Below are 26,684 nucleotides of genomic sequence, written 5' to 3' on the forward strand. Positions count from 1 at the left end.
TCACCGGCACGGGCCGCCCCGCCGCAACCGACAATGGCGCCGGCTTCGAAGCGCTTGCCCGTCGCGAGATCCAGCTTCAGGAACTTCGCGCAGCCGCAGCCCGAGACGCGGCCGCTGCGGTGGCGGAATCGGTGCGCCGCGCAACTGGCATCGGCAATGGGCGTGCGACCGATAACGGCGCATCGTTCCAGGCGCTGGCAGCACGTGAAGAGGCTGCGGCACTGAGGGAAGCTGCGGTTGCGCACCAGATCTTTGAAGCCCGCGTGAAGCAGGGCGCCGCTGCCATGGCGGATGCTGCTGCGGAAGAGCGCGCTATGGCTGATGCGGCCGCTCGATTGCGGGCGCAGCTTGATCCGGTCGCCGCGATCGAAGCACGGCTATCGGCCGAACAGGCGAAACTGAACAACCTCTTCAAGCAGGGGAAAATCTCTGCCGAGGAACTTAGCGCCGGCCTGAAGCTGCTGGACGGCGACGCCAAGCGCGCACTGAAGGCATTCGGGCAATCCGGCAGCAGGCCCGCGCTGTTTGGCCTCCAACCGCACGAACTAACGAATCTGAGCTATCAGGTGAATGACGTTGTGACGCAGCTCGCCAGTGGCACGTCGCTCGCTCAGACCTTGGGCCAGCAAGGCGGGCAGATCCTGCAGCTATTCCCCCGCGTCGGAGCAGCGGTTTTTGGCGCCTTGGCGTCAGGTCCTGCAATCGCCTTTGGTGCTATCCTGGCTGGCATCGTCGTCACGCTGAAGGATGCCTATGACCGTGCCGAGCGCATCCGGCAGCTTGGCGGCTTGCTCGCCCTTGATGCTGACGGCGGCCTCAACACGGCAGCCGGACTAAACGCTGCCGCTGAGGCGCTCGACCAATATGGGTTGTCTGCTGAAAATGCGCTGAAGGTTGTTCGCGTCCTGATAAAGGACGGGTTTGATGAAACTCGGATTGTCGAGCTGGGCAAAGCCGCGCAGGACCTTGCTGACATCCTCGGCATCGATGTAGCCGACGCAGCCAAGCAGGTTGGGGACGCCTTCTCCGGGGGATGGGATGCCGTCAAGAAGCTTGACGATGCAACCAACGTCTATACCGCGTCTCAGCGCGAACAAATCCAGGCGCTATATGAAGCCGGCCGCGCGGAAGAGGCGCGATCGGTGGCGCGTGACATCGCAACGCGAAAGCTGGACGAGGTAGCAGACAAGGCGAATGGGCCGTGGACTCGGGCTGCGCGAAATCTCGAGTCAGCTTGGGATAAGGCCCTTGCGGTGCTGTCGAACAGCCAGCCGGTGCAGGCACTGGGCGAGTTGTTCGATACGCTCGCCGAGAAAGTGGACGGCCTGGCCGGCTCGCTGGAAAACCTCAGCGCGAAAGATGTTTTCGATCTGCTGACCTTCGCCGTTAACCCGTCGCTGATCGGAACGGCGATCGGCAACCGGATAGGCGACGCCATTAGCGGCGGCAACGGCGCTCCGGCGTTTCCGAACAGTCTGACGCGTGGGCGCGCGACGAATATCGATCCCGCCACGTTCAGGCAGTCCAGCGGCAGCGCGTCGCCTGTCATGACGGAAGCGCAGAAGAAGGCCGCGCAGGATATTGCTGATGCGATTGAGCGTCAGGCGGTTGCCGCTGGAAAGGTCACCAGCGAAGCCGTTATCCAGAATAAGCTCGCTGCGAAGCGCCGGGAGCTGGAGTTGGAAGCCGCGGAACGCTTCCCGCGCGCGACCGCTGGCGACCGCGCCGATTTCGTGAATGCGGGCGTGACCCAGGAGCGGCTGCGGCTGGAGGAGCAGCTCACCCAGTATAAGAAGCAGCAGGCCGACGCCGCCGAACGCGCCCAAAAGGCAGCCATGGCGTTTCCCGCGCAGGCGATGTCACTGCTGAAGCAGTTCGAAGGCTTCCAATCAACCGCGAAATGGGATCGCAACGCCCTGCGTCTCGGCTTTGGGTCCAGCACGATCACGAATCCAGACGGTTCATTCCGCAAGGTGGCCGCGGGCGACACGGTGACACGTGAAGGTGCCGCGCGCGACCTGGAACGCCGAATCCAGGAATTCACGAACGTCGTTAAGCAGCAGATCGGCGGCGAACGCTTTGCGCAGTTCTCGCCATCTCAGCAGGCGGCGCTAACATCGATCGCTTACAACTACGGCAGCTTGCCAGATCGCATCATCGGCGCGGTGAAGGCCGGCAGTAATGAACAAATCGCCGCTGCTGTTCGCGGTCTCGCCGGCGACAACAAAGGGGCCAACGCGCGACGCCGCAACCTCGAAGCCGATATGCTGGGTTCGCCTAACCTGGCAGTCGACCAAGGCGCGGCGCAGGTGGCAGCCGATCTGCAGGCGAAGCAGGATGCGTTCAATCGGTCACTGCGCGAGGAGGCTGCATCTAGGCAGCGGAATATTGATGCTGCCAATGCCCAACGCGGTCTCAGTGGTGAGGCGCTAATTGATGCCCAACGCGAAGCTGAGGTGCAGAAGGCTATCGCCGATGCACGGGCGAAAGCTGGCAAGGATGGGCTGCGATTTAATGAGGCGCAGGCGGCCGCCATCCGGCAGCAGGTTGAACTGGAATATGAAGCAACGAAGGGCATCGAGGCGCGTGCCAAGGCTGCCCGTGATGCTGTCGACAAGCCGGTTAGTGACCTGACGGCGCAACGGGACGCGCTGCAGAGTCAGATCACGTTCCAGCGGGAGCAAGGCAACAGCGGGGCGGCCGACGCGCTCCTTCCTCAGCTTGATACCGTCAATTCGAAGCTGCGGGATGCGATCGGGAACGCTATCGACTTTTATAAGGCGCTGAAGCCTGGCGATGACCCGCTGCTGGATACCCAGACGAAGATCGACACGATCATTTCTGGGCTGGAGACTGCGCAGGCGGCGACGGCGAGTTGGCTACACGTTCTTGGCGTATCCGGGCAGCAGATTGCTGAGGTATTCAAAAACACGGCCGTCAATGCCTTCGATCGCTTTGCGCAGTCCCTCGCCGCAGGGAAGAACGCGTTCACTGCCCTGAAAAACGCCTTCCTGGAATTCGCGGCCGACTTCCTACAGCAGATCGCGAAGATGATTCAGCAGCAGATCGCCCTGAATCTGATTAGTACCGTGTTGCGCGCCGTGGGCGGCGGCGGCGGGTTCCGAGGCACGGGTTTCTCGCAAGGTTCGCTGGATGCGGGGCAGATATTCCACACCGGCGGCGTTGTCGGTCTCACGGCCGCGCCAAGCCGGCCCATTGCTCCGGCCTGGATTGCGAACGCCACGCGCTACCACACCGGCGGCGTCGCCGGACTCCGGCCTGACGAGGTGCCAGCCATCCTGCAAAAGGGTGAAGAGGTGCTGACGGCCTCAGACCCGCGCCATCGGGCAAATGGTGGCTTGGGTGGCCATGAGCAGTTGATCAAGATCGTCAACAGCTTCGATCCTGACGAGGCTGCGCAGGCGATTCTGAATACCCGCAGCGGCGAAAAGGCGATGTTGAATCTCGTTACCCGTAACCGGCGCGCGTTCCAGGATGCGTTGAGTCGATAGGGACTGGAAACAGAGAACCCCCAAGCCTTGCGACTTGGGGGTTAGATCTGGGCTACGCTATGGCTTGTTATCGCCCGGCAGCGTAGCTGCCTCCGAAGAGGTCTTGAGGCTCAGCGAGCATGCTCCTGAGCAATCTTGGCCTATATGATTCGGCAGGTGGCCAATGTCAACCACCGAGGCCGAGCGCGTACCTAACTGTTTCTTTTACCAGTTCAAAATTCTGGTCGCTCACACGTAAGTTACTAAGATATTTACGCTTTCCATACTGATCTCGCGTAGTCTGGAAAAGGTCCAGCCGATCCAGGCCTACGGTGCAGACCATATCCGCCTTGATCCACCAGACCCGCTCGTCAAACGGAGGGGGCAGCGCCTCATCTAGTTCGACCCGGCAGTGATATCGCTTGCTTTCCTCAGATTCAGTTCCGCTCATCGGAACAACCGTGTGAAGATTGTTGCGACCAGGTAAAGCGCCAACCAACACGATGGCCGGGCGCTTTTTGACCATCTCAGGAGGCCGAAAGCCTCCCGCGCTATAGTCGCACAGCAAGATAGTTTTTGGCTTTACCGGATACTTCAAGGAACGCCCCCGTTAGGGCGGGCTGTTTAGCCACTTACCTGGTGGCTTGCCAATCCCTTAGGGCTGTATGGAGCGGGGCATGATTCGCGCTGCTGAGACCTCCCCAACCGGGCCAGCAAAATCTTTTGGGGGCCACCTAGGGGGCCACAGTTAAGAACTGCACGCGAAAACTCGCCTTAAACCGCCGTTTTCTATTCGTTTTTCGACTCCGTCCCCGGCACCACTAACTCACTTATCCTACGTGGTTCGCCAGATTGTGGCTGGGGCTTCTGTGTCCTGTTGATGAGCGTTCCCTCATTTCGCCTCTGGCCGAGAACCAGCTTGTTTCCGCCATCAATCTCCCGTAAGCGCGTCCGGTCATCTGGGGAGTAGCCAGCCGTTCGGCTTTATCGAACGGGCCGCATGTCAACATATTTGGCCGAGAGGCCGTGGCATGCGGGATGCGATTGGACGGGCGCAGGCTCGGGCGGACCGTATCGGGCGAGACCAATGGCATCGGCTTTTCCCAGTCCGGCCGGGCGGGAAGAGGCGGTGGCATTGTGTCTTTTAACCCTTCGCCCGGCCCGGATTGAACCTGATGGAAGCTCTCTTCACCTCCACCGCCTTGGTCGCGCTCGCCGAGATGGGCGACAAGACACAATTGCTGGCCATGCTGCTCGCCACCCGCTTTCGCAAACCGGTGCCGATCATCATGGGCATATTGTTCGCGACGCTCGCCAACCATTTCCTGGCAGCGCTGGTCGGCCATTCGATAGCAGGCGTTTTGACGCAGGGCTGGTTCCGCTATGCCGTTGCGGCGAGCTTCATCGCCATGGCGGCCTGGACGCTGATCCCCGACAAGATCGATGAGGATGAGCCGCTGAAGGCCCCGTCCAAGGCAGGTGTGTTCCTCACCACCTTGATCGCCTTTTTCCTGGTCGAAATGGGGGACAAGACGCAGGTCGCCACGGTGGCGCTCGGTGCGCGGTTCGAGAATGTCTTTGCGGTGACGGCGGGTACGACGCTCGGCATGATGATCGCCAATGTCCCTGCGGTGCTGTTTGGCGAGGCGCTGGCGAAGAAGGTGCCGATGCGCGCGCTCCAGGTCGGCGCGGCCTTGCTGTTCCTGGGCCTTGGCCTGTGGATGATTGCTGATCTTCAGGGCTGGATCGGTTAAAAATCAACCTCGGTAGCCGCCCGCCTGTTGTCAGCGGGCGGCGGCTGTTGCAAGGGGAGCCCTTGCACTCATTCCCCAAGCAGGACAGGCATGGAACGCGTGATGAAGGACAGTCTGGTTACGGTGTTCGGCGGCGGCGGCTTCCTCGGCCGTCAGGTTGCTCAGGCGCTGATGGAACGCGGCGCGCGCGTGCGCGTGGCGCAGCGGGACTTGGCGGGGGCGATGCGCGTGCAGCCATTGGGTGCCCTCGGCCAGAAGCAGCTCGTCGCAGCAGACATTCGCAAGCCGCAAAGCGTCGCGCGCGCAATCGCGGGTAGCGACATCGTCATCAACCTGGTGGGCGTGTTGAGCGGCGATCTGGAAGGATCGCATCATGACGGCGCGGCCAATGTCGCGAAGGCGGCTGCGGAAGCAGGCGTGCAGGCCCTGGTCCATGTATCGGCCATCGGCGCCGATCCGCAGAGCCCGTCCGCTTACGGCCGTTCGAAGGCTGCGGGGGAAGCTGCCGTGAAAGCCGCTTTCCCGCAGGCGACGATCATCCGCCCCTCGATCATTTTCGGCCCGGAGGATCAGTTCCTCAATCGCTTCGCTGACCTGATCAGCCGCCTTCCGGTTGTGCCTGTGATTGGCGCGGAAACGAAGTTCCAGCCGGTCTATGTCGCCGACGTTGCGGAGGCGATCGCCAACGCCGCGGCCGATCCGGGCCGTCACGGCGGCAAGACCTTCGAACTGGGCGGGCCGCGGCAGATCAGCATGATCGAACTCAACCGCTGGATCGCCAAGGCGATCGGCCGTGATCGCACCCTGTTCGCCGTACCCCCTTCCATCGCATCGACGATCGCCAGCCTTGGCTGGTTGCCGGGCGCGCCGATCACGCGCGATCAATATGCGATGTTGCAGAGCGACAATGTCGTTGCGCCGGGCGCGCTTGGCCTGGCCGAACTGGGCGTTTCCCCGACACCCATGGAAGCGGTCGCCGAAAATTGGCTGGTACGCTATCGCCGCCACGGGCGCTTTGCGGGACGCGCAAAAGCCTGAGTCAGGCGGCGTGCCGGTCGGCGGAACGATGGGATGGCGCGGTCGATGAGCCTGCGCGGCCATTGCGCGCGCCCTGTGCTTCTGCACAATAGGCCCGCCTATCTTGCGTCCGTCCCGTCCGGGGCGGATCTCCCCTTTCAATTCAAGGATCAGAGCCGCCCATGGACCTGCACTATCTGACGGTCATCTTGCTTGGCATCGTCGAAGGGCTCACCGAGTTTCTGCCGGTGTCCTCGACCGGGCACCTGATCCTTGCGAGCGAGCTGCTGGGTTATGATGCTTCGGTCTGGGCGATGTTCAACGTCGTTATCCAGTTGGGCGCGATCCTAGCGGTGGTGGTGCTTTACTGGCGTACCTTCTGGGCGGTCGGCATGGGTCTGCTCCGGCGCGAGCCGGCGAGTTGGCGGTTCCTGCGCAATCTGGTGATCGCCTTCATTCCGTCTGCGATCATTGGCCTCGCTCTGCATGATTATATCGAGATGCTGCTGGGCGCACCCCAGGTGGTGGCTTGGGCGCTGATCATCGGCGGCGTGGCGATCCTGCTGATCGAACGGATGATCCAGGCCGGGCGCTTTCATGGCATCGCCGATATTCCGCTCGTTCGGGTGCTTGGAATCGGTTTGATCCAATGTATTTCGATGGTTCCAGGCGTAAGCCGGTCAGGCGCGACGATTATGGGCGCGCTGGCGCTGGGCGTGGAGCGGCGTACGGCGGCGGAGTTCAGTTTCTTCCTCGCCATTCCCACGATGCTGGGCGCCACCACTCTGGAACTGTTGAAAAAGGGGGATCAGATCACATCCGCCACGGTGGGGTGGGACAGTATCGCGCTGGGGTTCATCGTCTCCTTCATCGTTGCGCTGCTGGTGATCCGTTGGTTCGTGGGATTGGTCTCCCGCCACGGATTCGCTCCTTTCGCCTGGTATCGCATCGTTGCTGGAGTCGGCGCCTTGATCTGGCTGGTAGTGAGGTAGGTCCGTATCGGAACCAAATATTGCGTCAATTTTACAGTCGCCGCCGAAACGACCGAAAAATCGTCCAAATTTAGGTCATCAAAGCTGCCTTAATTCTCAGAATCCGCGTGACTCTGCGGGTTTTTCTGCTATGTGCGCCCTGACTTCATTTTAGGGACTCCTCATGGCTGACAATCCGATGCTGAAATTCGTGGGAACGGGCCAGGCCTATCCCGAGAAGCGTTCGGCCGATGATCGCGCCGACGACTTCCTGGAAATTAGCCGCAGCTTCCTGCTGGAAAGGGCGGAAGAGCAGGCATCGCGCTGCTCGCAGTGCGGTGTGCCTTACTGCTCGACTCATTGCCCGCTGCACAACCATATCCCCGACTGGCTGCGCCTGACTGCCGAGGGACGGCTACGCGAAGCCTATGAACTGTCCAACCTGACCAGCACCATGCCGGAAATCTGCGGCCGCATCTGCCCGCAGGACCGTCTGTGCGAAGGCAATTGCGTCATTGAATTTTCCGGCCATGGCTCCGTCACCATCGGCAGCGTTGAAAAATTCATCACCGACACCGCCTGGAAGGAAGGCTGGGTCGAGCCGCTGGTCCCCGGCAAGCCGCTGGGCCAATCGGTGGGCGTCATCGGTTCTGGCCCGGCGGGCCTGACCACGGCGGAATATCTGCGCGTCGCCGGTTATGAGGTGCATGTCTATGACCGGCATGACCGCGCGGGCGGCTTGCTGACCTACGGCATCCCCGGCTTCAAGCTGGAAAAGGATGTCGTCATGCGCCGCGTCCAGCGGCTGAAGGATGGCGGCATCATCTTCCATGAAGGCTTCGAAGTCGGCCGCGACGCGTCTCTCGAAGAGTTGCGCAGCCGCCACGATGCGATCCTGATTGCAACCGGCGTTTACAAGCCGCGCGACATCAAGGCGCCCGGCGTCGGCGCGGCGGGCGTGGTCAAGGCGCTCGACTTCCTGACCGCCTCCAACCGCGCTGGCTTTGGCGATGCGGTGCCCGAACATGAGGACGGCACGCTGCACGCCAATGGTAAGAAGGTTGTCGTCATCGGCGGCGGCGACACGGCGATGGACTGCGTTCGCACCGCGATCCGCCAGGGTGCGACCTCGGTGAAGTGCCTCTACCGCCGTGACCGCGACAATATGCCGGGATCGCAGCGCGAAGTGCAGAATGCCGAGGAAGAAGGCGTCGAGTTTGTCTGGCTTTCTGCGCCGATCGCGTTTGAGGGCACCGATCATGTGACCGGCGTCAAGGTGACCAAGATGCGCCTGGGCCAGCCCGACGCCTCCGGCCGTCGCGCGCCCGAGCCCGATCCGGGCAGCGAATATTCGATGGACGCTGACCTCGTCATCAAGGCGCTGGGCTATGATCCGGAAGAACTGCCCAAGCTGTTCGGTGCGGAGGATCTGTCGGTCACCCGCTGGGGCACGCTGCGCGTCGATCACAAGACGATGATGACGTCGATGGATGGCGTGTTCGCCGCTGGCGACATCGTACGCGGCGCTTCGCTGGTCGTCTGGGCGATCCGCGACGGTCGCGACGTGACCGAGCATATGCACCGTTACCTGAAGGCGAAGGCCAAGGCGACGGCTGGCGAGAGGCAAGCAGCCTAACCGGCTTCAATCCATTTCACCCGTTCAGTTCGAGCTTGTCGAGAACGGGGCGTAGAAATTCTCGACAAGCTCGAACCGAACGGAACGACGAGGAGGCATTCATGGCCAACACCCCCTATATGGCGAGCCCCGAAGAGCGCGCGCGCCTTGCCGCCGAGGGCATGTATCACCCGGAGATGGAAGGCGACGCCTGCGGCGTTGGCCTGGTCGCCGCGACGGATGGCCGTCCGAGCCGCCGTGTCGTTGCTTCGGCGATCGATGCGCTGAAGGCTGTGTGGCACCGCGGCGCGGTCGATGCGGACGGCAAGACCGGCGACGGCGCGGGCATCCATGTCGATCTTCCGGTGCGCTTCTTTGACGATGCCATTGCGGATTCTGGGCATAAGCCGCTGCCCAACCGCCTCGCCGTTGGCATGATCTTCCTGCCGCGCACCGACCTCTCTGCGCAGGAGACCTGCCGCACGATCGTTGAATCCGAAATCATCGATGCGGGCTACACCATCTATGGCTGGCGCCAGGTCCCCGTGGACGTGTCGGTCATCGGTGAAAAGGCGCAGCGTACGCGCCCGGAGATCGAGCAGATCATGATCGCCGGGCCCATGCCCGAAGAGCGTGACATTGCCGAGTTCGAAAAGGACCTCTACCTCATCCGCCGCCGGATCGAGAAGAAGGTGATCGCCGCGCAGATCCAGGATTTCTACATCTGCTCGCTGTCGTGCCGGTCGATCATCTACAAGGGCCTGTTCCTCGCCGAATCGCTGTCGGTCTTCTATCCCGACCTGCAGGACGAGCGGTTCGAAAGCCGTGTCGCGATCTTCCACCAGCGCTATTCGACCAACACCTTCCCGCAATGGTGGCTGGCCCAGCCATTCCGCACGCTGGCGCATAATGGCGAGATTAACACGATCCGCGGCAACAAGAACTGGATGAAGAGCCACGAGATCAAGATGGCTTCGTTGGCCTTCGGGGATCATTCCGAAGACATCAAGCCTGTGATCCCGGCCGGTGCGTCGGATACCGCCGCGCTCGATGCCGTGTTCGAGGCGATCTGCCGTTCCGGCCGTGACGCGCCGACGGCCAAGCTGATGCTGGTGCCCGAGGCATGGCAGGCTGCGGCAGGCGAAACGCCGCAGGCCCATGTGGACATGTATGAATATCTCGCGTCCGTGATGGAGCCGTGGGATGGTCCCGCTGCGCTCGCGATGACCGATGGCCGCTGGGTCGTGGCGGGCGTCGATCGTAACGCGCTGCGTCCGCTGCGCTATACGCTGACGGGCGACAATCTGCTGATCGTGGGTTCGGAAACCGGCATGGTCGTCGTTCCCGAAACCACCATCGTTAGAAAGGGCCGCATGGGCCCCGGGCAGATGATCGCCGTCGATCTGCAGGAAGGCGAGATCTACGACGACCGCGCGATCAAGGACCAGATCGCGAGCGAACGGCCCTATGCGGAGCTGATCAAGGACTTCATGACCGTCGGCGATCTGCCCGACGCCGGCACCGCTCTGCCCACATGGGACAAGGCGGAATTGACGCGCCGCCAGGTCGCGGCGAACATGACGCTGGAGGATATGGAGTTGATCCTCGCCCCGATGGTCGAGGATGCCAAGGAAGCCGTGGGCTCGATGGGCGACGACACGCCGCTGGCGGTCATCTCCGACAAGCCGCGCACCGTCAGCCATTTCTTCCGCCAGAATTTCAGCCAGGTCACCAACCCGCCGATCGACAGCTTGCGCGAACGGCATGTGATGAGCCTGAAGACGCGCTTCTCCAACCTGCACAACATCCTGGAGCAGGATGCGCAGAACAGCCATGTGCTGGTACTGGATTCGCCGGTTCTGACCTCGTCCGAATGGGCGCGGCTGAAGGCGCATTTTGGCCCGGCGGTGGCGGAAATCGACTGCACCTTCCCGGCCGAGGGCGGGCAGGAGCAGCTGCGCGCGGCGATCGGCCGCATCCGCGAGGAAGCGGAGCAGGCCGTGCGCGAAGGCCGCACCGAAATCTTCCTGACCGACGAGCATGTCAATGCGGAACGGGTCGCCATCGCTGGCGTGCTGGCGGCGGCGGCGGTGCACACGCACCTCGTTCGCAAGGGGCTGCGGAGCTATGCGTCGATCAACGTGCGCTGCGCCGAAGCGCTCGACACCCATTATTTCGCGGTGCTGATCGGCGTCGGCGCGACCACGGTGAACGCCTATCTGGCCGAGGCGAGCATCGCCGACCGCCACGCGCGCGGCCTGTTCGGCGACCTGGCGCTCGACCAGTGTTTCGAACGGTTCCGGATCGCCATCAACGAGGGCTTGCTGAAGATCATGTCCAAGATGGGCATCGCGGTCATCAGCAGCTATCGCGGCGGTTATAATTTCGAGGCGGTGGGCCTGTCCCGCGCGCTCGTCAACGATCTCTTCCCCGGCATGCCTGCGAAGATTTCGGGCGAGGGCTATGCGTCGCTCCACTATAGCGCGAAGCTGCGCCATGAGGCGGCCTATGACAGCGCGGCCGTGCGCTTGCCGGTCGGCGGCTTCTACCGCCAGCGCAATGGCGGTGAAAGCCACGCCTATTCCGCGCAGCTGATGCACCTGCTCCAGACGGCGGTGTCGACGGACAGCTATTCGACCTATCTGCAGTTCGCGCGCGGTGTGCGCGACCTGCCGCCGGTCTATCTCCGCGATCTGCTGGAGTTCAACTTCGCGCGCGAAGCGGTGCCGATTGACGAGGTCGAGGCGACGACCGAGATCCGCAAGCGTTTCGTGACGCCGGGCATGTCGCTGGGCGCTCTCTCTCCGGAGGCGCATGAGACGCTGGCGATCGCCATGAACCGCATCGGCGCGAAGGCCGTGTCGGGCGAAGGTGGCGAGGATGCGAACCGCTTCAAGCCCTATGAGAATGGCGACAATGCGAACAGCGTGATCAAGCAGATCGCGTCGGGCCGCTTTGGCGTCCATGCCGAATATCTGGGCTCGGCCGAAGAGATCGAGATCAAGGTCGCGCAGGGCGCCAAGCCCGGCGAAGGCGGTCAGCTGCCCGGCTTCAAGGTGACCGAGTTCATCGCCAAGCTGCGCCATTCGACGCCCGGCGTGACGCTCATCTCGCCGCCGCCGCACCATGACATCTATTCGATCGAGGATCTCGCGCAGCTCATCTACGACTGCAAGATGATCAACCCGCGTGCCCGCGTCTGCGTGAAGCTGGTCAGCCAGGCAGGCATCGGCACGGTCGCGGCCGGCGTGGCGAAGGCGCATGCCGACGTCATCCTGATCGCGGGCCATGTCGGCGGCACGGGTGCGTCGCCCCAGACGTCGATCAAATATGCCGGTACGCCATGGGAAATGGGCCTGTCGGAAGCCAATCAGGTGCTGACGCTCAACGGCCTGCGCCATCGCGTCAAGCTGCGCACCGATGGCGGACTCAAGACCGGCCGCGACATCGTGATCGCCGCGATCCTGGGGGCGGAGGAATATGGCATCGGCACGCTGTCGCTGGTAGCGATGGGCTGCATCATGGTGCGCCAATGCCACAGCAACACCTGCCCGGTCGGCGTCTGCGTGCAGGATGAGAAGCTGCGCCAGAAGTTCACCGGCACGCCGGAGAAGGTCATCAACCTCATGACCTTCATCGCCGAGGAAGTGCGCGAAATCCTGGCGCGTTTGGGCTATCGCAGCCTGGACGAAGTGATCGGACGCACCGAATTGCTGAAGCAGGTCAACCGTGGTGCTGAACATCTGGACGACCTGGACCTCAACCCCATTCTGGCGAAGGTGGATGCGCCCGACGAACAGCGCCGCTTCTCGCTGACCGAATGGCGCAACGAAGTGCCCGACAGCCTGGACGCGCAGATGATGCGCGACGCCAAGGCCGTGTTCGAGCGTGGCGAGAAGATGCAGTTGACCTATACGGTCCGCAACACGCATCGCGCAGTCGGCACGCGCCTGTCGGCTGCCGTGACCGAGCGGTTCGGCATGTCCACGCTGGCGGACGGGCATCTGACCGTGCGCCTGCGGGGGAGCGCGGGCCAGTCGCTGGGCGCATTCCTGTGCAAGGGCATCACGCTTGAAGTCTTTGGCGACGCCAACGACTATGTGGGCAAGGGCTTGTCGGGCGGCACGATCGTCGTGCGCACGACCGTCTCCTCGCCGCTGTCGAGCAAGGACAACACGATCATCGGCAACACCGTGCTGTACGGCGCGACCGCGGGCAAGCTGTTCGCGGCGGGTCAGGCCGGTGAACGCTTCGCCGTCCGCAACTCGGGCGCGCAGGTGGTCGTAGAAGGCTGCGGCGCCAATGGCTGCGAATATATGACCGGCGGCACGGCGGTCATTCTGGGCAAGACCGGCGCGAACTTCGGCGCGGGCATGACCGGCGGCATGGCCTTCATCCTCGATGAGGATGGCAGCTTCGAACAGCGCGCCAACCCGGAAAGCATCGTGTGGCAGCGGCTGGAAAGCGCCCATTGGGAAGCGCAGCTCAAGGCCCTGATCGCCGAGCATGCGGTGACGACCGACAGCAAGTGGTCGAACACCATCCTGGACGATTGGGATCGCTGGAGGCGCTATTTCTGGCAGGTTTGCCCGAAGGAAATGGTCCACCGGCTGACCCATCCGCTGAGCGATACGCCTGCAGAGGTCGTCGCGGCGGAATAAGGAAGATCAGGGGGAGCGAGGTGCAAGTCTCGCTCCCCTTTTTTTGTCTTAATAGGAAGCGGCGGTCACAGGCGGAGCAGGTGCGGCGATGCTGCCTTGCGCGATCTGGACAGGCTGGGGCGCGTCGCTCTCACCCGCGGCAAATCGCTCGATATTCGCTGGCAGCTGACGGATTGGCGTGGCCTGGACATATTCCGGCTGCAACGGCTGATCCTCATCCGGCTGATAATCCTGCGCCATATAATCTCGCACGACAGGATCGTCATAGCCGGTCCATCCGCCGCTCATCATCGCGGCCATCTGCCTGTCCGCCAATGTAGGGCCGCAGCCCCGGCACGTTATTTCAGTGGGTCCGTTCAAGCCTGTCGTATCCGGCTGCGCGACACTCTCTTGCGGAGCGGAATAGGAAGATTCCACATCGTCGAACGCCACGCGCGGAGGAGTTGTAGCGTAGAGGCCGAGCCCCAGCCCGCTTGCCAACGCAACCCCTGCACTTGCCATGCTGAACAACCAGAAACGGGCAGACATGCGACCTTCTCCTTTTACGCCCGCGCCCTATCCATCATCAACTTCGGCAAAAGAAACGCGCATGAAGATCGGTTGTTGCATGGGGACAAAGCCTTTGCTAAGGGCCGGCTCCTGCCAGGTGCCGGCCCCGCCGGTTCCCCTTGAAATGTGCGGTCGTGGCGGAACTGGTAGACGCGCAACGTTGAGGTCGTTGTGGCCGAAAGGCCGTGGAAGTTCGAGTCTTCTCGACCGCACCATTCAATTCTGAAAGCAAACCAAATTCACCCCTCGGGGGCGTCCCGCGTAAATGCGGCGCGGCTGCGCGGCATTGCGCAGCGTATTTTCTGCCTGAAGCCAGGGACGCGGCTCCGCGCTCGATTGGCGGCATAGGAACGGCGGCACTTTCCATCGAGAATAACCCGGCCTCACTGTGGTTCGGCCGATGGTTGGACGATCCACGCTGGTCCGCCTGGCATCTGAGCAGGCCGGGCTCGACCCTGGTCGGTCGTTAGCCGGCGCTCACGGGCTAGATCGATCCCCCGCCGCTTAGGACGTCAACATCCACGACAAAGCCGACCGATGCCGATCATGGCGTGTCCGAGATCCTCACCGATCTTTTCAGGCAACTTGCCGGCGTAGCGGCAATGCTTCTGGCCCTCGTAGGGTTCCTTAGGAAACGTGCGAATGCTCATGGCCTGGCGGCGAGTGCATAGCCATCCCAGCATCGAAAGGAGATTCGCATGGATGCCGCTGCACCTGAAACGACGCTTGAAGCATCTGCACCGGTGGTGAAGGCGCTGTTTGTCCGCCTGAGCGCCAAGGAGGGCAAGGGCGATGAGGTCGAGGCCTTCCTGCGTGACGGCCTCGGAGCAGTGATGGAGGAACACGACACGACCACCTGGTATGCTGTGCGCTTCGGCCAGCACGACTTTGCGATCTTCGATACCTTCCCGAGCAACACAGGGCGCCTTGCTCATCTCGCGGGCAAAGTCGGACGCGCCCTTATCGCCCGCACCCCCGAGCTATTCGAGGGTGCGCCCAAGATCGAGGATGCGCAGGTCCTGGCTTACAAACTGCCGGGGGAGAGCGGTCAGGTGAGCGAGTGATGCTTGCCGGCGCTGGTCGATGACCTTTCATCAGTTCACTTATAGGAGAATGTCATGAGGGCAGTTGTCTACAATGGCCCCCGAGACGTGGCGGTGCAGGATGTGCCGGACGCGCGGATCGAGAGGCCGACCGACGTTCTGATACGGATCACCAGCACCAACATCTGTGGCTCCGACCTTCACATGTTCGAGGGCCGCACCGACTTCCCGCGTGGCGGCGTGTTCGGACACGAGAATCTCGGTCAGGTGGCTGAAGTGGGGGAGGCGGTCGATCGAGTAAAGGTCGGGGACTGGGTCGCCATCCCCTTCAACATCGGCTGCGGATTTTGCAAGAATTGCGAGCGGGGCCTGAGCGCCTTCTGCCTGACGACGGCTGATCGAAGCGTCGTTCCGAACATGGCCGGGGCGGCGTACGGCTTCGCCGACATGGGACCTTATCGGGGCGGCCAGGCCGACCTTCTTCGCGTCCCGTATGGCGACTACAACTGCCTGAAGCTACCCCCGGCCGCGGAGGAGCAGCAAAATGATTATGTGATGCTGGCCGACATTTTCCCGACCGGCTGGCATGTTACCGAACTCGCGGGACTGCGTCCCGGCGAGTCGATCGTCATCTATGGAGCCGGACCGGTCGGCCTCATGGCTGCCCACGCTGCCATGATCAAGGGCGCCTGTATGGTCATGGTGGTCGATCGCCATCCCGACCGGCTGCGGCTGGCAGAATCCGTCGGCGCCCTTGCCATCGACGATTCTAAGGGCTCTCCGGTCGATCAGGTGATGGAACTCACGAACGGGATCGGCGCCGACAGGGGCTGCGAGTGCGTCGGCTACCAGGCCCACGACCCGCAGGGGCACGAGCACCCCAACATGACCATGAACGACTTGGTCAAATCGGTGAAATTTACCGGCGGGATCGGCGTGGTCGGCGTCTATGTGCCTCAGGATCCGGCCCCTCAGGACCCGCTCTACAAGCAGGGCGAGATCGTCTTCGACTACGGCCTGTTCTGGTTCAAGGGGCAGACGATCGGAACAGGGCAGTGCAACGTGAAGGCCTATAACCGGCAGCTGCGCGACCTGATCTCGACCGGGCGCGCGAAGCCGTCGTTCATCGTGTCGCACGAACTGCCGCTGGATGAGGCGCCGAATGCGTACCGGCATTTCGACGCGCGAGATGATGGTTGGACCAAGGTGGTGCTCAAGACCGCCGCATGACGGCCGATCCGGGCAGGCGGTCGCTACTCCGGCCGCTCCGCCACCCACGCTCTCCGTCACCACTTGCATCGAGGAACGCCATGCCGAACTACGACTATAGTTGCCCAGCATGCGGGCCGTTCACGGCAATGCGTCCAATGGCCGAGTTCCGCGACCCCTGCGCCTGCCCCGCCTGCGGAGCTGCGGCAGCGCGGACGATTATGGGAGCACCCGCCATCACCGGCATGAATTCAATCCGGCGCAGCGGCCTCCCCTCGCATGAGCCTGATGAGAGCAGCCAACATGTCACGAAAGCCGTTCACCCCGCCGGCTGCGGCTGTTGCGTGCGCAGGTCGCCTACCCCGGGCGCAATCTCCTCGAATGGCGGTCGCATCTTCTCGTCCAGCGGGCCGGTGCATCGGCGCGTGCGGTGAGGGCAGTCACACCCAATCTTTGTTGAATGGAGAACCGACATGGCTTCTGAAACTGAAACCCTCAACGGCCTCAAGGTCGCGATCCTGGTGACGGACGGCTTCGAGCAGGTCGAGATGACGGAGCCGCGCAAGGCGCTCGACGATGCAGGCGCCGATACAAGGCTCGTCTCGCCCAAAGAGGCGCAGGTGAAGGCTTGGAACTTCACGGATTGGGGCGACACCTTCCCGGTGGACGTGCCCCTCGAAAACGCCCGGCCCGAGGAGTTCGACGCCCTCCTGCTGCCGGGCGGCGTCATCAACCCCGACCAGCTTCGGATGCTGCCCGACGCAGTCGCGTTCGCGAAGGCGTTCTTCGACGCCGGCAAGCCGGTGGCTTCGATATGCCACGGACCCTGGACTGTCATCGAGGCGGGCGCTGCTCGGGGGCGGCGCCTGACTTCCTGGCCATCTCTGAAGACCGACCTCCAGAACGCCGGTGCGGAGTGGGTGGATCAAGAGGTCGTCGTCGATCAGGGCCTGGTCACGAGCCGCAAGCCCGACGACATCCCGGCTTTCAATCGGGAGGCGATCAACCTGTTCGCCCGGGCACGCGCGCAATCGCGGCAGGCAGCGGCCGAGTGAGCGCCGCAGTCGGCACTCCACAGCACCAGCCTTCTTTGCCCAGGTCGGACAGCATTGAACGCCGTCCGTTCGGTTCCGTCCTGCGAGAGGTCGCGGTGATTGGCCAAGGAACCTGGTATATCGACGACGCGCACCGGCCGACCGCAGTCGGCGCCCTGCGTCTCGGTCTGGACTTAGGCATGACTCATATCGACACCGCTGAGATGTACGGGGACGCCGAGGATGTGGTTGGCGAGGCGATCACCGGTCGGCGCGATGAAGTCTTCCTCGTCTCCAAGGTCTTGCCGAGCAACGCCTCCCGTGCCGGAACGGTGGCGGCCTGCGAGCGTTCGCTCGCGCGCCTGCGCACCGACCGGCTGGACTGTTATCTCCTGCACTGGCCCGGTCCGCACTCGCTTGAGGATACCTTTGCTGGCTTTGAGCAGCTTCGCGAACAAGGCAAAATCCTGTCCTGGGGCGTGAGCAACTTCGATGTACCCGATCTCGAAGCGGCCTGGAGGGCCGGCGGCAAGGGCCGGATTGCGTGCAATCAGCTTCTCTACAATCTGGAGGAGCGCGCGATCGAGCATGCCGTGCTGCCCTGGTGTGAAAAGCACGGCGTCGCCACGGTCGCCTATAGCCCGTTCGGTCATGACAACTTCCCCAGCCCGCGCTCGCCGGGCGGCCGCATATTGGGGGAAATTGCCGCAAACCACGGTGCGACCCCGCGCCAGGTGGCGCTTCGCTTCCTGCTGCGACGGCCGTCCTTGTTCACCATCCCCAAGGCGTCCAGCCCGGAGCATGTAGCCGAGAATGCGGGCGCCGCCGCGTTGCGGCTGACCGAAGCCGAGATCGAGCGGGTTGACGCGGCTTTCCCGCTCGGCCCACCGCCGCCGCGGCTTCCCGTGCTGTAATCCCAACGCGTGGTGGCGACGTCAAGGGCCGGTCCCGATGGGAAGACAGTGATCGGATCAATGTGACTAGGTCTGCTTACGATTGGAGCTCGGTTGGACCTAAGTGTGCGGCTAGGCTTCGCGCGGTCGGCATCCGCTTTGCTGACCTTCCATGGATGACCGGGGAGAGCGGCGAAGCGGCCGCCATGCCTTTCACGTTGGCAGCGCCTATGCCGCACTCTGTGCCCTGCTGGAATGCGGAATGGTGGGCACGCGACGGGAAAACAAATTCGCCAGCTATGCGCAGGCGAAACGATAGCCCGTGGCCCGCACCAGGGCAGCGTCGCTTTCTAGATTTTCCCCAATTCGTTACGAATGAAAAGCCGCTCCAGGCTGTCGCGCCGCGGAAGTCCCGCCCCGTCTGTTGCGCCGTCTCTACCCATTCGCCGCGAAGCGCGCCGCGCCGCGAGATAGCAGGGGTCGAGCAGCGACAGCAGCGTCAGCAGCGGCGCTGTGCCGGGCCATCGAAGCTGGATGAGCCGCCGCCCATATTGCAGCCGCGCGCGTATGCCGCGCGTGACGGCGCGGGGCGCGCCCATGCCCAGCAATTTGCGCGCGGTGAGCAACTGCGTCCGCATGGCGTTGCGGGCATAGGCCGAACTGAACAGCCTATCCAATTCCGCCCAGTCCCGTTCATCAAATTGCGCGGCATAGGATTGCATGTCGAGAAGATGGCGCAAGTCGATGCGGCCACGCAGATAGTCCCGGCCCTTGAGCTGGTCGTGCAGCAGCAGGATTGCCGTGCAGGCGACAGGGGAGGGGAGCAGCACCGTGCTGCCGGAGAGCCTCACTTCTCTCGCCGCATTCGCAAGGTCGGCATAGCGATAGAAGAGCGTGCTGGGGCTGCCATATTCGCTGTGAAGGTCGATCGTGGCGGCGTCCTGCGGGCGGGAGAGGACGGCGGGCACTCCGGGAGGGAGGTCCGGCGTCTCCAGCCGGTAACCGATGCTGCGCAGTTGCTCGATCGCGGCGCCGAAGCGGTCGGCCTCCACCATCAGATCGACGTCCGCCAACATCCGCGCCGACCGCTGCTGCGGCGGGCTTTGGGCAAGCCAGGCGGTGCCTTTCAGCAATATGGGGCGAACTCCCTGCGCGTTCATCACCGCAGCCGCTTCGTCGAGTTGGACAAGCAGACGACCGTTGCGCTCCGCATTGCGCCTTTCCATTTCGTCCAGGAACAGGCGGACGTCGGCGGGGAGGTCATCGAGGCGGTCCGCGTCGCTCAGCCGCACCGCAACGGTGGGGCTGCACAGCGTCTTGTTGGCAAGGGCGATGATAGCGGTCCAATCGGCCCGAGCGGGCAACTCTCCGCGCAGGCAAGCAAGCAGCCCGCGAAGAGGATCAAGCCGGCCCACAAAATGTGCCAAGTAGCGCCGCCGCCTCATCCAGATCGTCATAATGAAGTTCACAAGTCCGGGCAACGCTCACCGCCCGGATCAGCGTGTCGAGGGCGGCCGGATCGGCTTCGCCGCTGGCCGAAGCGGCTTCGGACAGAAGATGCTTGATGAGCGTGGCGGGATGCTGCGGCGCCAATTGCGCGCGCGCGCCCTTCACCCGGCGCAGCTTGACGATCCAGCCGACCGGTAGCGGGCTTTGCTCCGCCATGGCGGGCGCAGCAAGGTAGCGGACGCGCCGGCCATCGGGCCGCCAGTGGATCAAAGGCTGAAGCTGTCCCGGATAGCGCGCGGCCATCATCGGCCAGGCACCCGATTTGATCGTCGGCAGGAAGGGCAGGCCCTGGACCCGGCCATCGGGGTTCAGCATCGCGATGTCGTCGCCATGATAAGCGAAATCGCACTTGAGCAGCCACGAGATGAGCGTGGTCTTTCCCGCGCCCGGATGGCCGGTCAGCAGCAGCGCCTGCCCCTTGCGGCTCACGCAGCCAGCATGAAGCGCCAGGCTCCATCGAGGATCGCTGATGATGTCCTGGATGAGTTGCGCCTTCACGATAGTCGCAGCCTGGTTGAGCTGCAGCACCGAGGCATGACCGTCATCGCGGCTGAACAGGCACAAATCATGTGCGGACCAAAGGTGATAGACCGCATCGACCGGATCGTCCGCTGTCTCCGTCTGCAGATGGGCGAAGAGCGGCGCGACAAGCCGGACCAGCGCCTCGTCATGATAGCGCAGCACCATCCGCCGCCCGCCAAGCGCTATCGTCTGGAGCAGGACCGGGGAAGAAGCGGGGGGCCGGTTGGTCGCATGAACAAGCCCGGACTGCGACCAATCCGCAAGCACCGACTTGAGCATCGACGAGGCGGGCGTGAACCCGCGCTCGACAACCTCCTGCGCAAGCTGCGGCAGGCTGACGCCATCTTCCAGGCGGCAGCCGATATAGCCAGCGATCTGGTTCAGCTCGAACAGGGCGCGTCGGGACCGCGAAACGATGATCGGTTGGTCGTCGATGAAGGCCATCGAGGTCCCGGGTGTAAGGCGCAGCATCAATTCAGCCCCATCACGGGCGCTACGCCCATCTGTCATTTTGCCACTGACGTTCAAACATCACGGCTTATGCGCGCCGCCCTTGTTTCCGGGGTTGCCGGGGCCGGTGCCTGGCCCGTCATTGATCGGCGGGTTGCCCGGAGGCTGCGGGTCGGGGCCGTTGCCGACACCATTATTGCCCTTGGGTCCATGGCCGTGGCCACCTCCCCCGCCGCCGCTCGACTTCGCGATCGCTGCAGAGGAAAGCGAGGTCGACAACATGATCGTCATCGCCGGTGGGACCGTCGCGGCAAAACGGCCGCAGTTCATGAGAAAACGGCGACGGTCTTCGACCGAAGACAGGATGGTGGGTTCCTCAGCCAAGGGTAGCCTCCTCTTTGCAGGGTTGGCTGAAGCTACCACCCGCCCCGCCCCAAAGCGCAGTGCTATGGCGGGGTATATCAGAAGGTATAAGGTACTCGGCAGCCGATCAGCGCTCCCGCCCAGCTTCCGCCGCGGTCGCTTGCAGCGGGCTGATCAGATAGCTTGCAATGCTCCGCCTTCCCGTGCGGATGTCGGCAGTTACCTCCATGCCGGGGATCAGGGAGATCGCGTTGCCGTCACGCGTGCGCCAGGTCCGGTCCAGAGCGATCCTGGCCGTATAGACGAGGCCCAGCTTCTCATCCGGAATAGCATCGGTGCTAATGCTTTCGACTCTACCCACCACCACGCCGAAGCGCGTGAAGGGGAAGGCGGCGACCTTAACCGCTACGTCCTGCCCTGCCCGGACGAAGCCGACATCCTTGTTGAGCATCTTGACCTCGGCAACTAGCTGCCCCTTGTCGGGAACGATCACCATCAACGGCTTGCCCACATCCACTGTGCCGCCAACGGTATGCAGGGAAAGCTGCGCCACAGTGCCATCGACCGGACTCACCAGCCGCTGGAAGGCCGACCTTCGGCTCGCCTTGACCAGCTCTTCCCGGCGCAAGCGCACCTCCGCATCGGCTTGGGCCAGGTTCTGCAGCAGCTTCGCCCGCGCCGCCCCGTCCGACTGGCGGCTGTTTCCGCTGACCGACGCCATTTCGGCGCGCGCCTTTCGCGCCGTCTGCTGCGCAATCTCTCTATCCTTGATAAGGCCGAGGCGCTGCCGGTTCATCTCGATCAGGCGCAGCTTGGAAACATAGCCCTTGGCGAGCAGCTTCTGGTTGGCCTCGATTTGCTGCTCCACAAGCGGCAGCGTTTCACTGATCTTCGCGGCCTGCAGCATCGCCTCTGAATAGGCCGAACTTGCGGCCTGCCGCTCGGCGTCGTGCATCGATGAACTGCCCTGGATATTTTCCAGCTCCGCCCGTGCGAGCGCCGTCTGAACATCGATGACGGACTGCGGCGTGCCCGGCGGAGGCAGAAAGACCAGGCCCTTCCCGTCGAGCGAGGAGAGGACCGCCCTGCTGCGCGCCGCCTCCAGTTCGGCTGTCTCGAGCGCCTTTTGCGCCTGAGCCGCATCAGCGGAAGACAATGTGGGGTCCAGTTCCACCAGAACCTGCCCCTTCCTCACCGGCTGGCTCTCGCGCACCAATATCGCCCGCACGACGCCCCCGTCTGCGGCCTGGATAACCTTCACCGCGTCGGTCGGGGCAAGGCGGCCCGGCGCCGACACGACGATGTCCAGCTGACCAAGGATCAACCATAGGATGGCGATCGCCACCCCCGCTGCAAGCATCATCGCGGTATAACGGGCGGTCGGAGATACCGGGCGCTCGATGATCTCCAGGGCGGCGGGCAGGAAATCGACGTCATCGACCTGCGTCATCGCTCGGCCGCGCGCTTTCTCCTCCTCTATCAACCGGCGCGCCATCGCCCAGTGGTTTGCAAGGCTCGTCATTCTTCCGTCAGCCCATTTTGCAGCCGAAACAGCATCGCGTAGCGGCCATTGAGCGCCATCAGCTCGTCATGGGTTCCCCGCTCGACTATCCGTCCTTTTTCCATCGCGATGATCGTCTGGCAGCTTCTGACAGCAGACAGGCGGTGGGCGATGATCAGGACGGTCCGGCTTCTCGCGATCGCCTGGAGATTATTCTGGATGATCGCCTCGCTCTCCGCATCAAGGGCCGAAGTGGCTTCGTCGAAGACCAGGATGCGGGGCTTTGTGATGAGCGCACGAGCGATCGCGATCCGTTGCCGTTGCCCACCCGACAGGTTGACCCCTCGTTCCTCGATCATCGTGTCATAGCCGTGCGGCAGCGCCATGATGAAATCATGCGCGCCCGCCAATTTCGCGGCCGCGATCACCTGCGGCAGGGGCGCCGCCGGATTGGCCAAGGCGATATTTTCCCGCAGGCTGCGGTTGAAGAGCAGATTTTCCTGAAGGACCACACCGATCTGCCGCCGCAGCCATGCGGGATCCACCTGCGCCAGATCGATATCGTCGATGAGGATGCGGCCGCCCGCGGGCAGGTACATGCGCTGCAGCAGCTTGGCGAGGGTCGACTTTCCCGACCCCGATGAGCCGACAATGCCGACCGATCCACCAGCGGGAATGGCAAGATTGATGTCGCGCAGGATCCAGGGACCTTCGTCGGAATAACGGAAGCGGATGCCTTCGAAACGAACTTCGCCCTTCATGGAGGGTAGGGCGAGGCGGGAGGTCGAGCTTGGCTCCGGCTGTGCGTTCAACACCTCGCCCAGCCGGTCGACGGAGAGCCGCACCTGCTGGAAGTCCTGCCACAGCTGGGCCATGCGGACCACGGGGCCGGATACGCGCTGCGCGAACATGTTGAACGCCACCAATCCACCCACCGACAGGGTTCCGGCAATGACTTCCTTCGCACCGAAATAGAGAATGGCGGCAAGGCTGAGCTTCGAAACCAGCTGCACCATCTGGCTGCTGCTGTTGCCCAGATTGATCGCCCGCTGGCTGGCAGCGCTGTAGGAGGCCAGCTGCATTTCCCAGCGATGCTGCCATTGCGGCTCCACGGCGGCCGCCTTGATCGTCTGCATGCCCGACACGCTTTCGATCAGCAGGGCGTTGGTGGCCGCGCTCCGCTCGAACTTTTCGTTCAACCGCTGGCGCAGCGGCCCGGTCACCATGAAGGATATGGCGACATAGGTCGGCAGCGTCAGCATGGCGATGCAGGCGAGCAGCGGGGAATAGAGCCACATCGCGATCAGGAAGACGATGGTGAAGGGGGGATCGACCAGGACCGACAGGGAGGCGTTGGTCAGAAATTCCCGGATGGATTCCAACTGCCTCGCCCGCGTCACCGTGTCGCCCACGCGCCGCCCCTCGAAATAGGCGAGCGGTAACCGCATCAGATGGCGGAACAGGCGGGAGCCAAGTTCGACGTCGATCTTCTGGCTCGTCTCGGAATAAATGCGCGTCCGCAGCCAGCCGAAGGCCACTTCCCAGCAGGATACGATGACAAAGCCGAGCATGAGGACCTGCAAGGTCGCCATGCTGTTATAGACCAGCACCTTGTCGATCACATTTTGAAAGAAGAGCGGCGCCGCCAGACCCAGCAGATTGAGGCACAAGGTGATGAGCAGCACTTCACCGATAAGGCGGCGATAGCGCACGATCTGGGGAATGAACCAGCGAAGGTCGAAGCGCGGCTTTGCTCCGGCGATACCGGCGCGGGTGGCGATCAGCACCAGTTCACCTGACCAGATATCGCCGAGCGCCTCATGCGTCAGCTTTTGCACGCCTTCGCCCGGACGATGGATCATGACGCCATCGTCCGTGACGCGGCCCATGATGAACCACTCGCCTGCTCCGCGCGCCAAGGCAGGCAGCGCCGTTCGCTTCAGTCGGTCGCCGCCGGGCGCTATAGCACGTGCGCGCACGCCTTCATGGCGCTTGGCCAGGCGAAGCATGTCGCGAGTATCCAGCGGATCGGCATGGCCCAGCTCATGCCGCAACAGCTGAGCGTCGGCGGATATGCCGTGCATGCCAAGCAAGGCGGCCAGAGCGGCTGGCCCGCTCTCCGCAGGCGCCACGCGCTTGCCTTGTCGATCAGCGGCTTGTGCGTTCATCGTCCGTCGTTCAGCTCCACAGCGTACCGAGGCGCAAGGATGCTGCTTCCGCGCGCGCCGACCGCCGGTTTTGGCTCGCCGCATGGGGCATGCAGACCCGAGCCGTATATATATCTTCGGAAATTTCCCACCCCGAGGACCGAGCGGTAAGCGCTCAGCATGCCGCTAGCATAACTGACGCAGCCGTGCGTTTCCGATCGGTCAAATAGCGCTCTCATTCCTGCTCCATCCATCGTCAAGTTGATGGATCGGATGGAATGACAGAAGACCATAAATTTACGATGAACTGCGTAAGAGAGAAGCGTGTCTAATCTTTGATGATAAGGCTTAAAGTGCCGCAACTTTCCGAATTTCTTGGGGAAATCAAGCAACTAACATTTCTTAGAAGATCCCTTCGCCAAGTATCTGCTCATTTAGGTAAGATGTGCTGCACCTTTTCCATGTCATTCTTGGATGATGAGATAATCAGTCGTTGTTATCAGACGAAACGAAAATATAGACAGAAAAAATAGTAATCGGCATTGATAATAAAAGACAATTTTTTGGAATCGACTTCGTAACGATCTCCTCTCCTCTTTCCCTTCACATCGTTTAACCCTGATTCGACTCCAGCTGTAAATATGGCGTTCATAAATCTGTGGTCATTCGTCCGGTGCGGCTCGGGGAGGGCTGCGCGAAAATTCGGGAGAAGCGGGAATGGGGCGCATAAGCGGAACGGTCTTGAGTGATCTGCTCAAGGGCACGACCTTGGCCGACAGCATCTATGGCGGCGCAGGCGACGACGAAATCTGGGGTGATCTGGGCGACGACTATATCGAGGGTAATGACGGCCTCGACATTCTCCACGGCCAGGCCGGCAACGATTATATCAAGGGCGGCCTGGGCGATGATCAGATCTGGGGCGAGGACGGCAACGACAAGCTTGACGGCGGGGACGGCAACGACCGGCTTTACGGCGGTACTGGCAACAACATCTTGTCGGGCGGCGCGGGCAATGACTGGATCGAGGCTGGCGACGGCCATGACCAGATTCTCGGCGATGACGGCAATGACACCATCTATGCCGGGGGAGGCCGCGATTATATCGATGGCGGCGCGGGCGACGACATCATCTATGCCGGCGCGGGTGACGACGGCTTCCTGAACGAGATCAACCCGGCAACGGGCCTGATGACGTCGCAGGCCGTCGCTGGCGGCGCCGGTAATGACTGGATCTATGGCGAGGATGGCAACGACAAGTTGAAGGGCCAGTCAGGCGACGACCATGTCTTCGGCGGCAATGGCAACGATCGCGTCGATGGCGGCGACGGCAATAATTTCCTCTACGGTGACGCGGGCGACGACATCCTCGATTCCGAAACCGGCATCGACCGCCTTTATGGCGGCACCGGCCGCGATACGATGGAAGCGGGTGCAGGCAATGACTTTCTCGACGGTGGAGCCGACGCGGATTCGATGAACGGCGAAGCTGGCGCGGATATTCTCTATGGCGGCGATGGCGACGACCTGCTGCTCGGTGGCGACGGCGCGGACGAACTGCATGGCGATGCCGGGTTCGACAAGCTGACCGGCGATCTTGGCGCGGACAAGCTGTGGGGCGGCGCGGGCGCTGACTGGTTCGTCTTCAAGGGCGCTGGGGCATTGGACGGCGGCGATCAGATCCAGGATTTCGAGGATGGCGTGGATCGCATCGTGCTGGAGAAGTTGGGCGTCACCAAATATGCATCGGGCGGCGCGCCCGGCACTGTCTTTGCCCGGAACGGCGCGTCCGGCAATGTGCTGCTGGACGTTGTCACATCAGCCGGGGTGAAGTTCAGCATCGACATCGCCGATCCTACGGCGACGCTGTCGGCGCAGAATTTCTCCTCAAGCGACTTTCTGTTCGCCTGACATTTACCATCGGCATAGGTCGGGCCGCTCCGCACCGGGCGGCC

At 62.9% G+C, this 26,684-nt stretch carries 20 protein-coding genes, 1 tRNA gene and 1 riboswitch; of the genes, 13 read left to right on the top strand and 8 right to left on the bottom strand.

The window, feature by feature from the left end:
- Window positions 1-119 precede the first annotated feature (119 nt).
- The gene (locus tag ACZ5Y5_RS12860) at window positions 120-3,512 is read left to right on the top strand and encodes a phage tail length tape measure family protein (RefSeq protein ID WP_464809002.1); all 3,393 of its coding nucleotides are present in this window, start codon (window positions 120-122) and stop codon (window positions 3,510-3,512) included.
- A gap of 166 nt (window positions 3,513-3,678) precedes the next feature.
- Here the strand turns inward: ACZ5Y5_RS12860 and ACZ5Y5_RS12865 are convergent, their stop codons facing one another.
- On the bottom strand, window positions 3,679-4,089 hold the full coding sequence (locus tag ACZ5Y5_RS12865) for a type II toxin-antitoxin system PemK/MazF family toxin (protein ID WP_324058160.1): 411 nt from the start codon (window positions 4,087-4,089) through the stop codon (window positions 3,679-3,681).
- Between the two features lie 350 nt (window positions 4,090-4,439).
- Window positions 4,440-4,567: riboswitch (yybP-ykoY riboswitch) on the top strand.
- Window positions 4,568-4,666: 99 nt separating this feature from the next.
- Between ACZ5Y5_RS12865 and ACZ5Y5_RS12870 the strand changes: the two genes are divergently transcribed.
- The 5 genes from ACZ5Y5_RS12870 to gltB all read left to right on the top strand — a co-directional run bounded on the left by ACZ5Y5_RS12870 (window position 4,667) and on the right by gltB (window position 13,509).
- The gene (locus tag ACZ5Y5_RS12870) at window positions 4,667-5,245 is read left to right on the top strand and encodes a TMEM165/GDT1 family protein (RefSeq protein WP_464809003.1); all 579 of its coding nucleotides are present in this window, start codon (window positions 4,667-4,669) and stop codon (window positions 5,243-5,245) included.
- A 102-nt stretch (window positions 5,246-5,347) separates the two neighbouring features.
- Window positions 5,348-6,283 (top strand): complex I NDUFA9 subunit family protein, encoded by a 936-nt coding sequence (locus ACZ5Y5_RS12875; RefSeq protein ID WP_464809004.1) that lies wholly within the window; start codon window positions 5,348-5,350, stop codon window positions 6,281-6,283.
- Window positions 6,284-6,444: 161 nt separating this feature from the next.
- Window positions 6,445-7,254, top strand: a complete 810-nt coding sequence (locus tag ACZ5Y5_RS12880; RefSeq protein ID WP_464809005.1) for an undecaprenyl-diphosphate phosphatase — start codon at window positions 6,445-6,447, stop codon at window positions 7,252-7,254.
- A gap of 163 nt (window positions 7,255-7,417) precedes the next feature.
- Window positions 7,418-8,869 (top strand): NAD(P)-dependent oxidoreductase, encoded by a 1,452-nt coding sequence (locus ACZ5Y5_RS12885; RefSeq protein WP_464809006.1) that lies wholly within the window; start codon window positions 7,418-7,420, stop codon window positions 8,867-8,869.
- Between the two features lie 101 nt (window positions 8,870-8,970).
- Window positions 8,971-13,509 (top strand): glutamate synthase large subunit, encoded by a 4,539-nt coding sequence (gltB, locus tag ACZ5Y5_RS12890; protein ID WP_464809007.1) that lies wholly within the window; start codon window positions 8,971-8,973, stop codon window positions 13,507-13,509.
- A gap of 48 nt (window positions 13,510-13,557) precedes the next feature.
- Here the strand turns inward: gltB and ACZ5Y5_RS12895 are convergent, their stop codons facing one another.
- A complete protein-coding gene (locus ACZ5Y5_RS12895) occupies window positions 13,558-14,037 on the bottom strand; it encodes a hypothetical protein (RefSeq protein WP_464809008.1) in 480 nt (159 codons plus the stop codon).
- A gap of 149 nt (window positions 14,038-14,186) precedes the next feature.
- Between ACZ5Y5_RS12895 and ACZ5Y5_RS12900 the strand changes: the two genes are divergently transcribed.
- Window positions 14,187-14,273 (top strand) — tRNA-Leu (locus tag ACZ5Y5_RS12900).
- Window positions 14,274-14,570: 297 nt separating this feature from the next.
- Here ACZ5Y5_RS12900 and ACZ5Y5_RS12905 read toward each other — a convergent pair.
- Window positions 14,571-14,708, bottom strand: coding sequence for a hypothetical protein (locus ACZ5Y5_RS12905; protein WP_464809009.1), 138 nt, complete (start codon window positions 14,706-14,708; stop codon window positions 14,571-14,573).
- A gap of 48 nt (window positions 14,709-14,756) precedes the next feature.
- On the opposite strand from ACZ5Y5_RS12905, the gene ACZ5Y5_RS12910 reads away from it, so the two are divergent.
- From ACZ5Y5_RS12910 to ACZ5Y5_RS12930, 5 genes are all read left to right on the top strand, one after another.
- A complete protein-coding gene (locus ACZ5Y5_RS12910; protein WP_464809010.1) occupies window positions 14,757-15,122 on the top strand; it encodes a putative quinol monooxygenase in 366 nt (121 codons plus the stop codon).
- A 54-nt stretch (window positions 15,123-15,176) separates the two neighbouring features.
- Window positions 15,177-16,331 carry a glutathione-independent formaldehyde dehydrogenase gene (locus ACZ5Y5_RS12915; protein ID WP_464809011.1) on the top strand — a complete coding sequence of 385 codons (1,155 nt, stop codon included), beginning with the start codon at window positions 15,177-15,179 and terminating at the stop codon, window positions 16,329-16,331.
- Between the two features lie 80 nt (window positions 16,332-16,411).
- On the top strand, window positions 16,412-16,744 hold the full coding sequence (locus ACZ5Y5_RS12920) for an FmdB family zinc ribbon protein (protein WP_464809012.1): 333 nt from the start codon (window positions 16,412-16,414) through the stop codon (window positions 16,742-16,744).
- Between the two features lie 39 nt (window positions 16,745-16,783).
- On the top strand, window positions 16,784-17,365 hold the full coding sequence (locus tag ACZ5Y5_RS12925; RefSeq protein ID WP_464809013.1) for a type 1 glutamine amidotransferase domain-containing protein: 582 nt from the start codon (window positions 16,784-16,786) through the stop codon (window positions 17,363-17,365).
- On the top strand, window positions 17,362-18,258 hold the full coding sequence (locus tag ACZ5Y5_RS12930) for an aldo/keto reductase (protein ID WP_464809014.1): 897 nt from the start codon (window positions 17,362-17,364) through the stop codon (window positions 18,256-18,258). Before ACZ5Y5_RS12925 ends, ACZ5Y5_RS12930 begins: the two co-directional genes overlap by 4 nt.
- Window positions 18,259-18,587: 329 nt before the next feature.
- Here the strand turns inward: ACZ5Y5_RS12930 and ACZ5Y5_RS12935 are convergent, their stop codons facing one another.
- The 5 genes from ACZ5Y5_RS12935 to ACZ5Y5_RS12955 all read right to left on the bottom strand — a co-directional run bounded on the left by ACZ5Y5_RS12935 (window position 18,588) and on the right by ACZ5Y5_RS12955 (window position 24,750).
- Window positions 18,588-19,664 (bottom strand): nucleotidyltransferase family protein, encoded by a 1,077-nt coding sequence (locus ACZ5Y5_RS12935; protein ID WP_464809015.1) that lies wholly within the window; start codon window positions 19,662-19,664, stop codon window positions 18,588-18,590.
- Window positions 19,639-20,778, bottom strand: a complete 1,140-nt coding sequence (locus ACZ5Y5_RS12940) for a hypothetical protein (RefSeq protein ID WP_464809016.1) — start codon at window positions 20,776-20,778, stop codon at window positions 19,639-19,641. Before ACZ5Y5_RS12940 ends, ACZ5Y5_RS12935 begins: the two co-directional genes overlap by 26 nt.
- Before the next feature lie 21 nt (window positions 20,779-20,799).
- Window positions 20,800-21,102, bottom strand: a complete 303-nt coding sequence (locus tag ACZ5Y5_RS12945; protein ID WP_464809017.1) for a hypothetical protein — start codon at window positions 21,100-21,102, stop codon at window positions 20,800-20,802.
- A gap of 106 nt (window positions 21,103-21,208) precedes the next feature.
- Window positions 21,209-22,603 (bottom strand): HlyD family type I secretion periplasmic adaptor subunit, encoded by a 1,395-nt coding sequence (locus ACZ5Y5_RS12950; protein ID WP_464809018.1) that lies wholly within the window; start codon window positions 22,601-22,603, stop codon window positions 21,209-21,211.
- The gene (locus ACZ5Y5_RS12955) at window positions 22,600-24,750 is read right to left on the bottom strand and encodes a type I secretion system permease/ATPase (protein ID WP_464809019.1); all 2,151 of its coding nucleotides are present in this window, start codon (window positions 24,748-24,750) and stop codon (window positions 22,600-22,602) included. The genes ACZ5Y5_RS12950 and ACZ5Y5_RS12955 overlap by 4 nt, the downstream gene beginning before the upstream one ends.
- Before the next feature lie 696 nt (window positions 24,751-25,446).
- Here ACZ5Y5_RS12955 and ACZ5Y5_RS12960 point away from each other — a divergent pair.
- A complete protein-coding gene (locus ACZ5Y5_RS12960) occupies window positions 25,447-26,640 on the top strand; it encodes a calcium-binding protein (RefSeq protein WP_464809020.1) in 1,194 nt (397 codons plus the stop codon).
- Window positions 26,641-26,684 lie beyond the last annotated feature (44 nt).

The organism is Sphingobium sp. TomTYG65 (assembly GCF_055395525.1).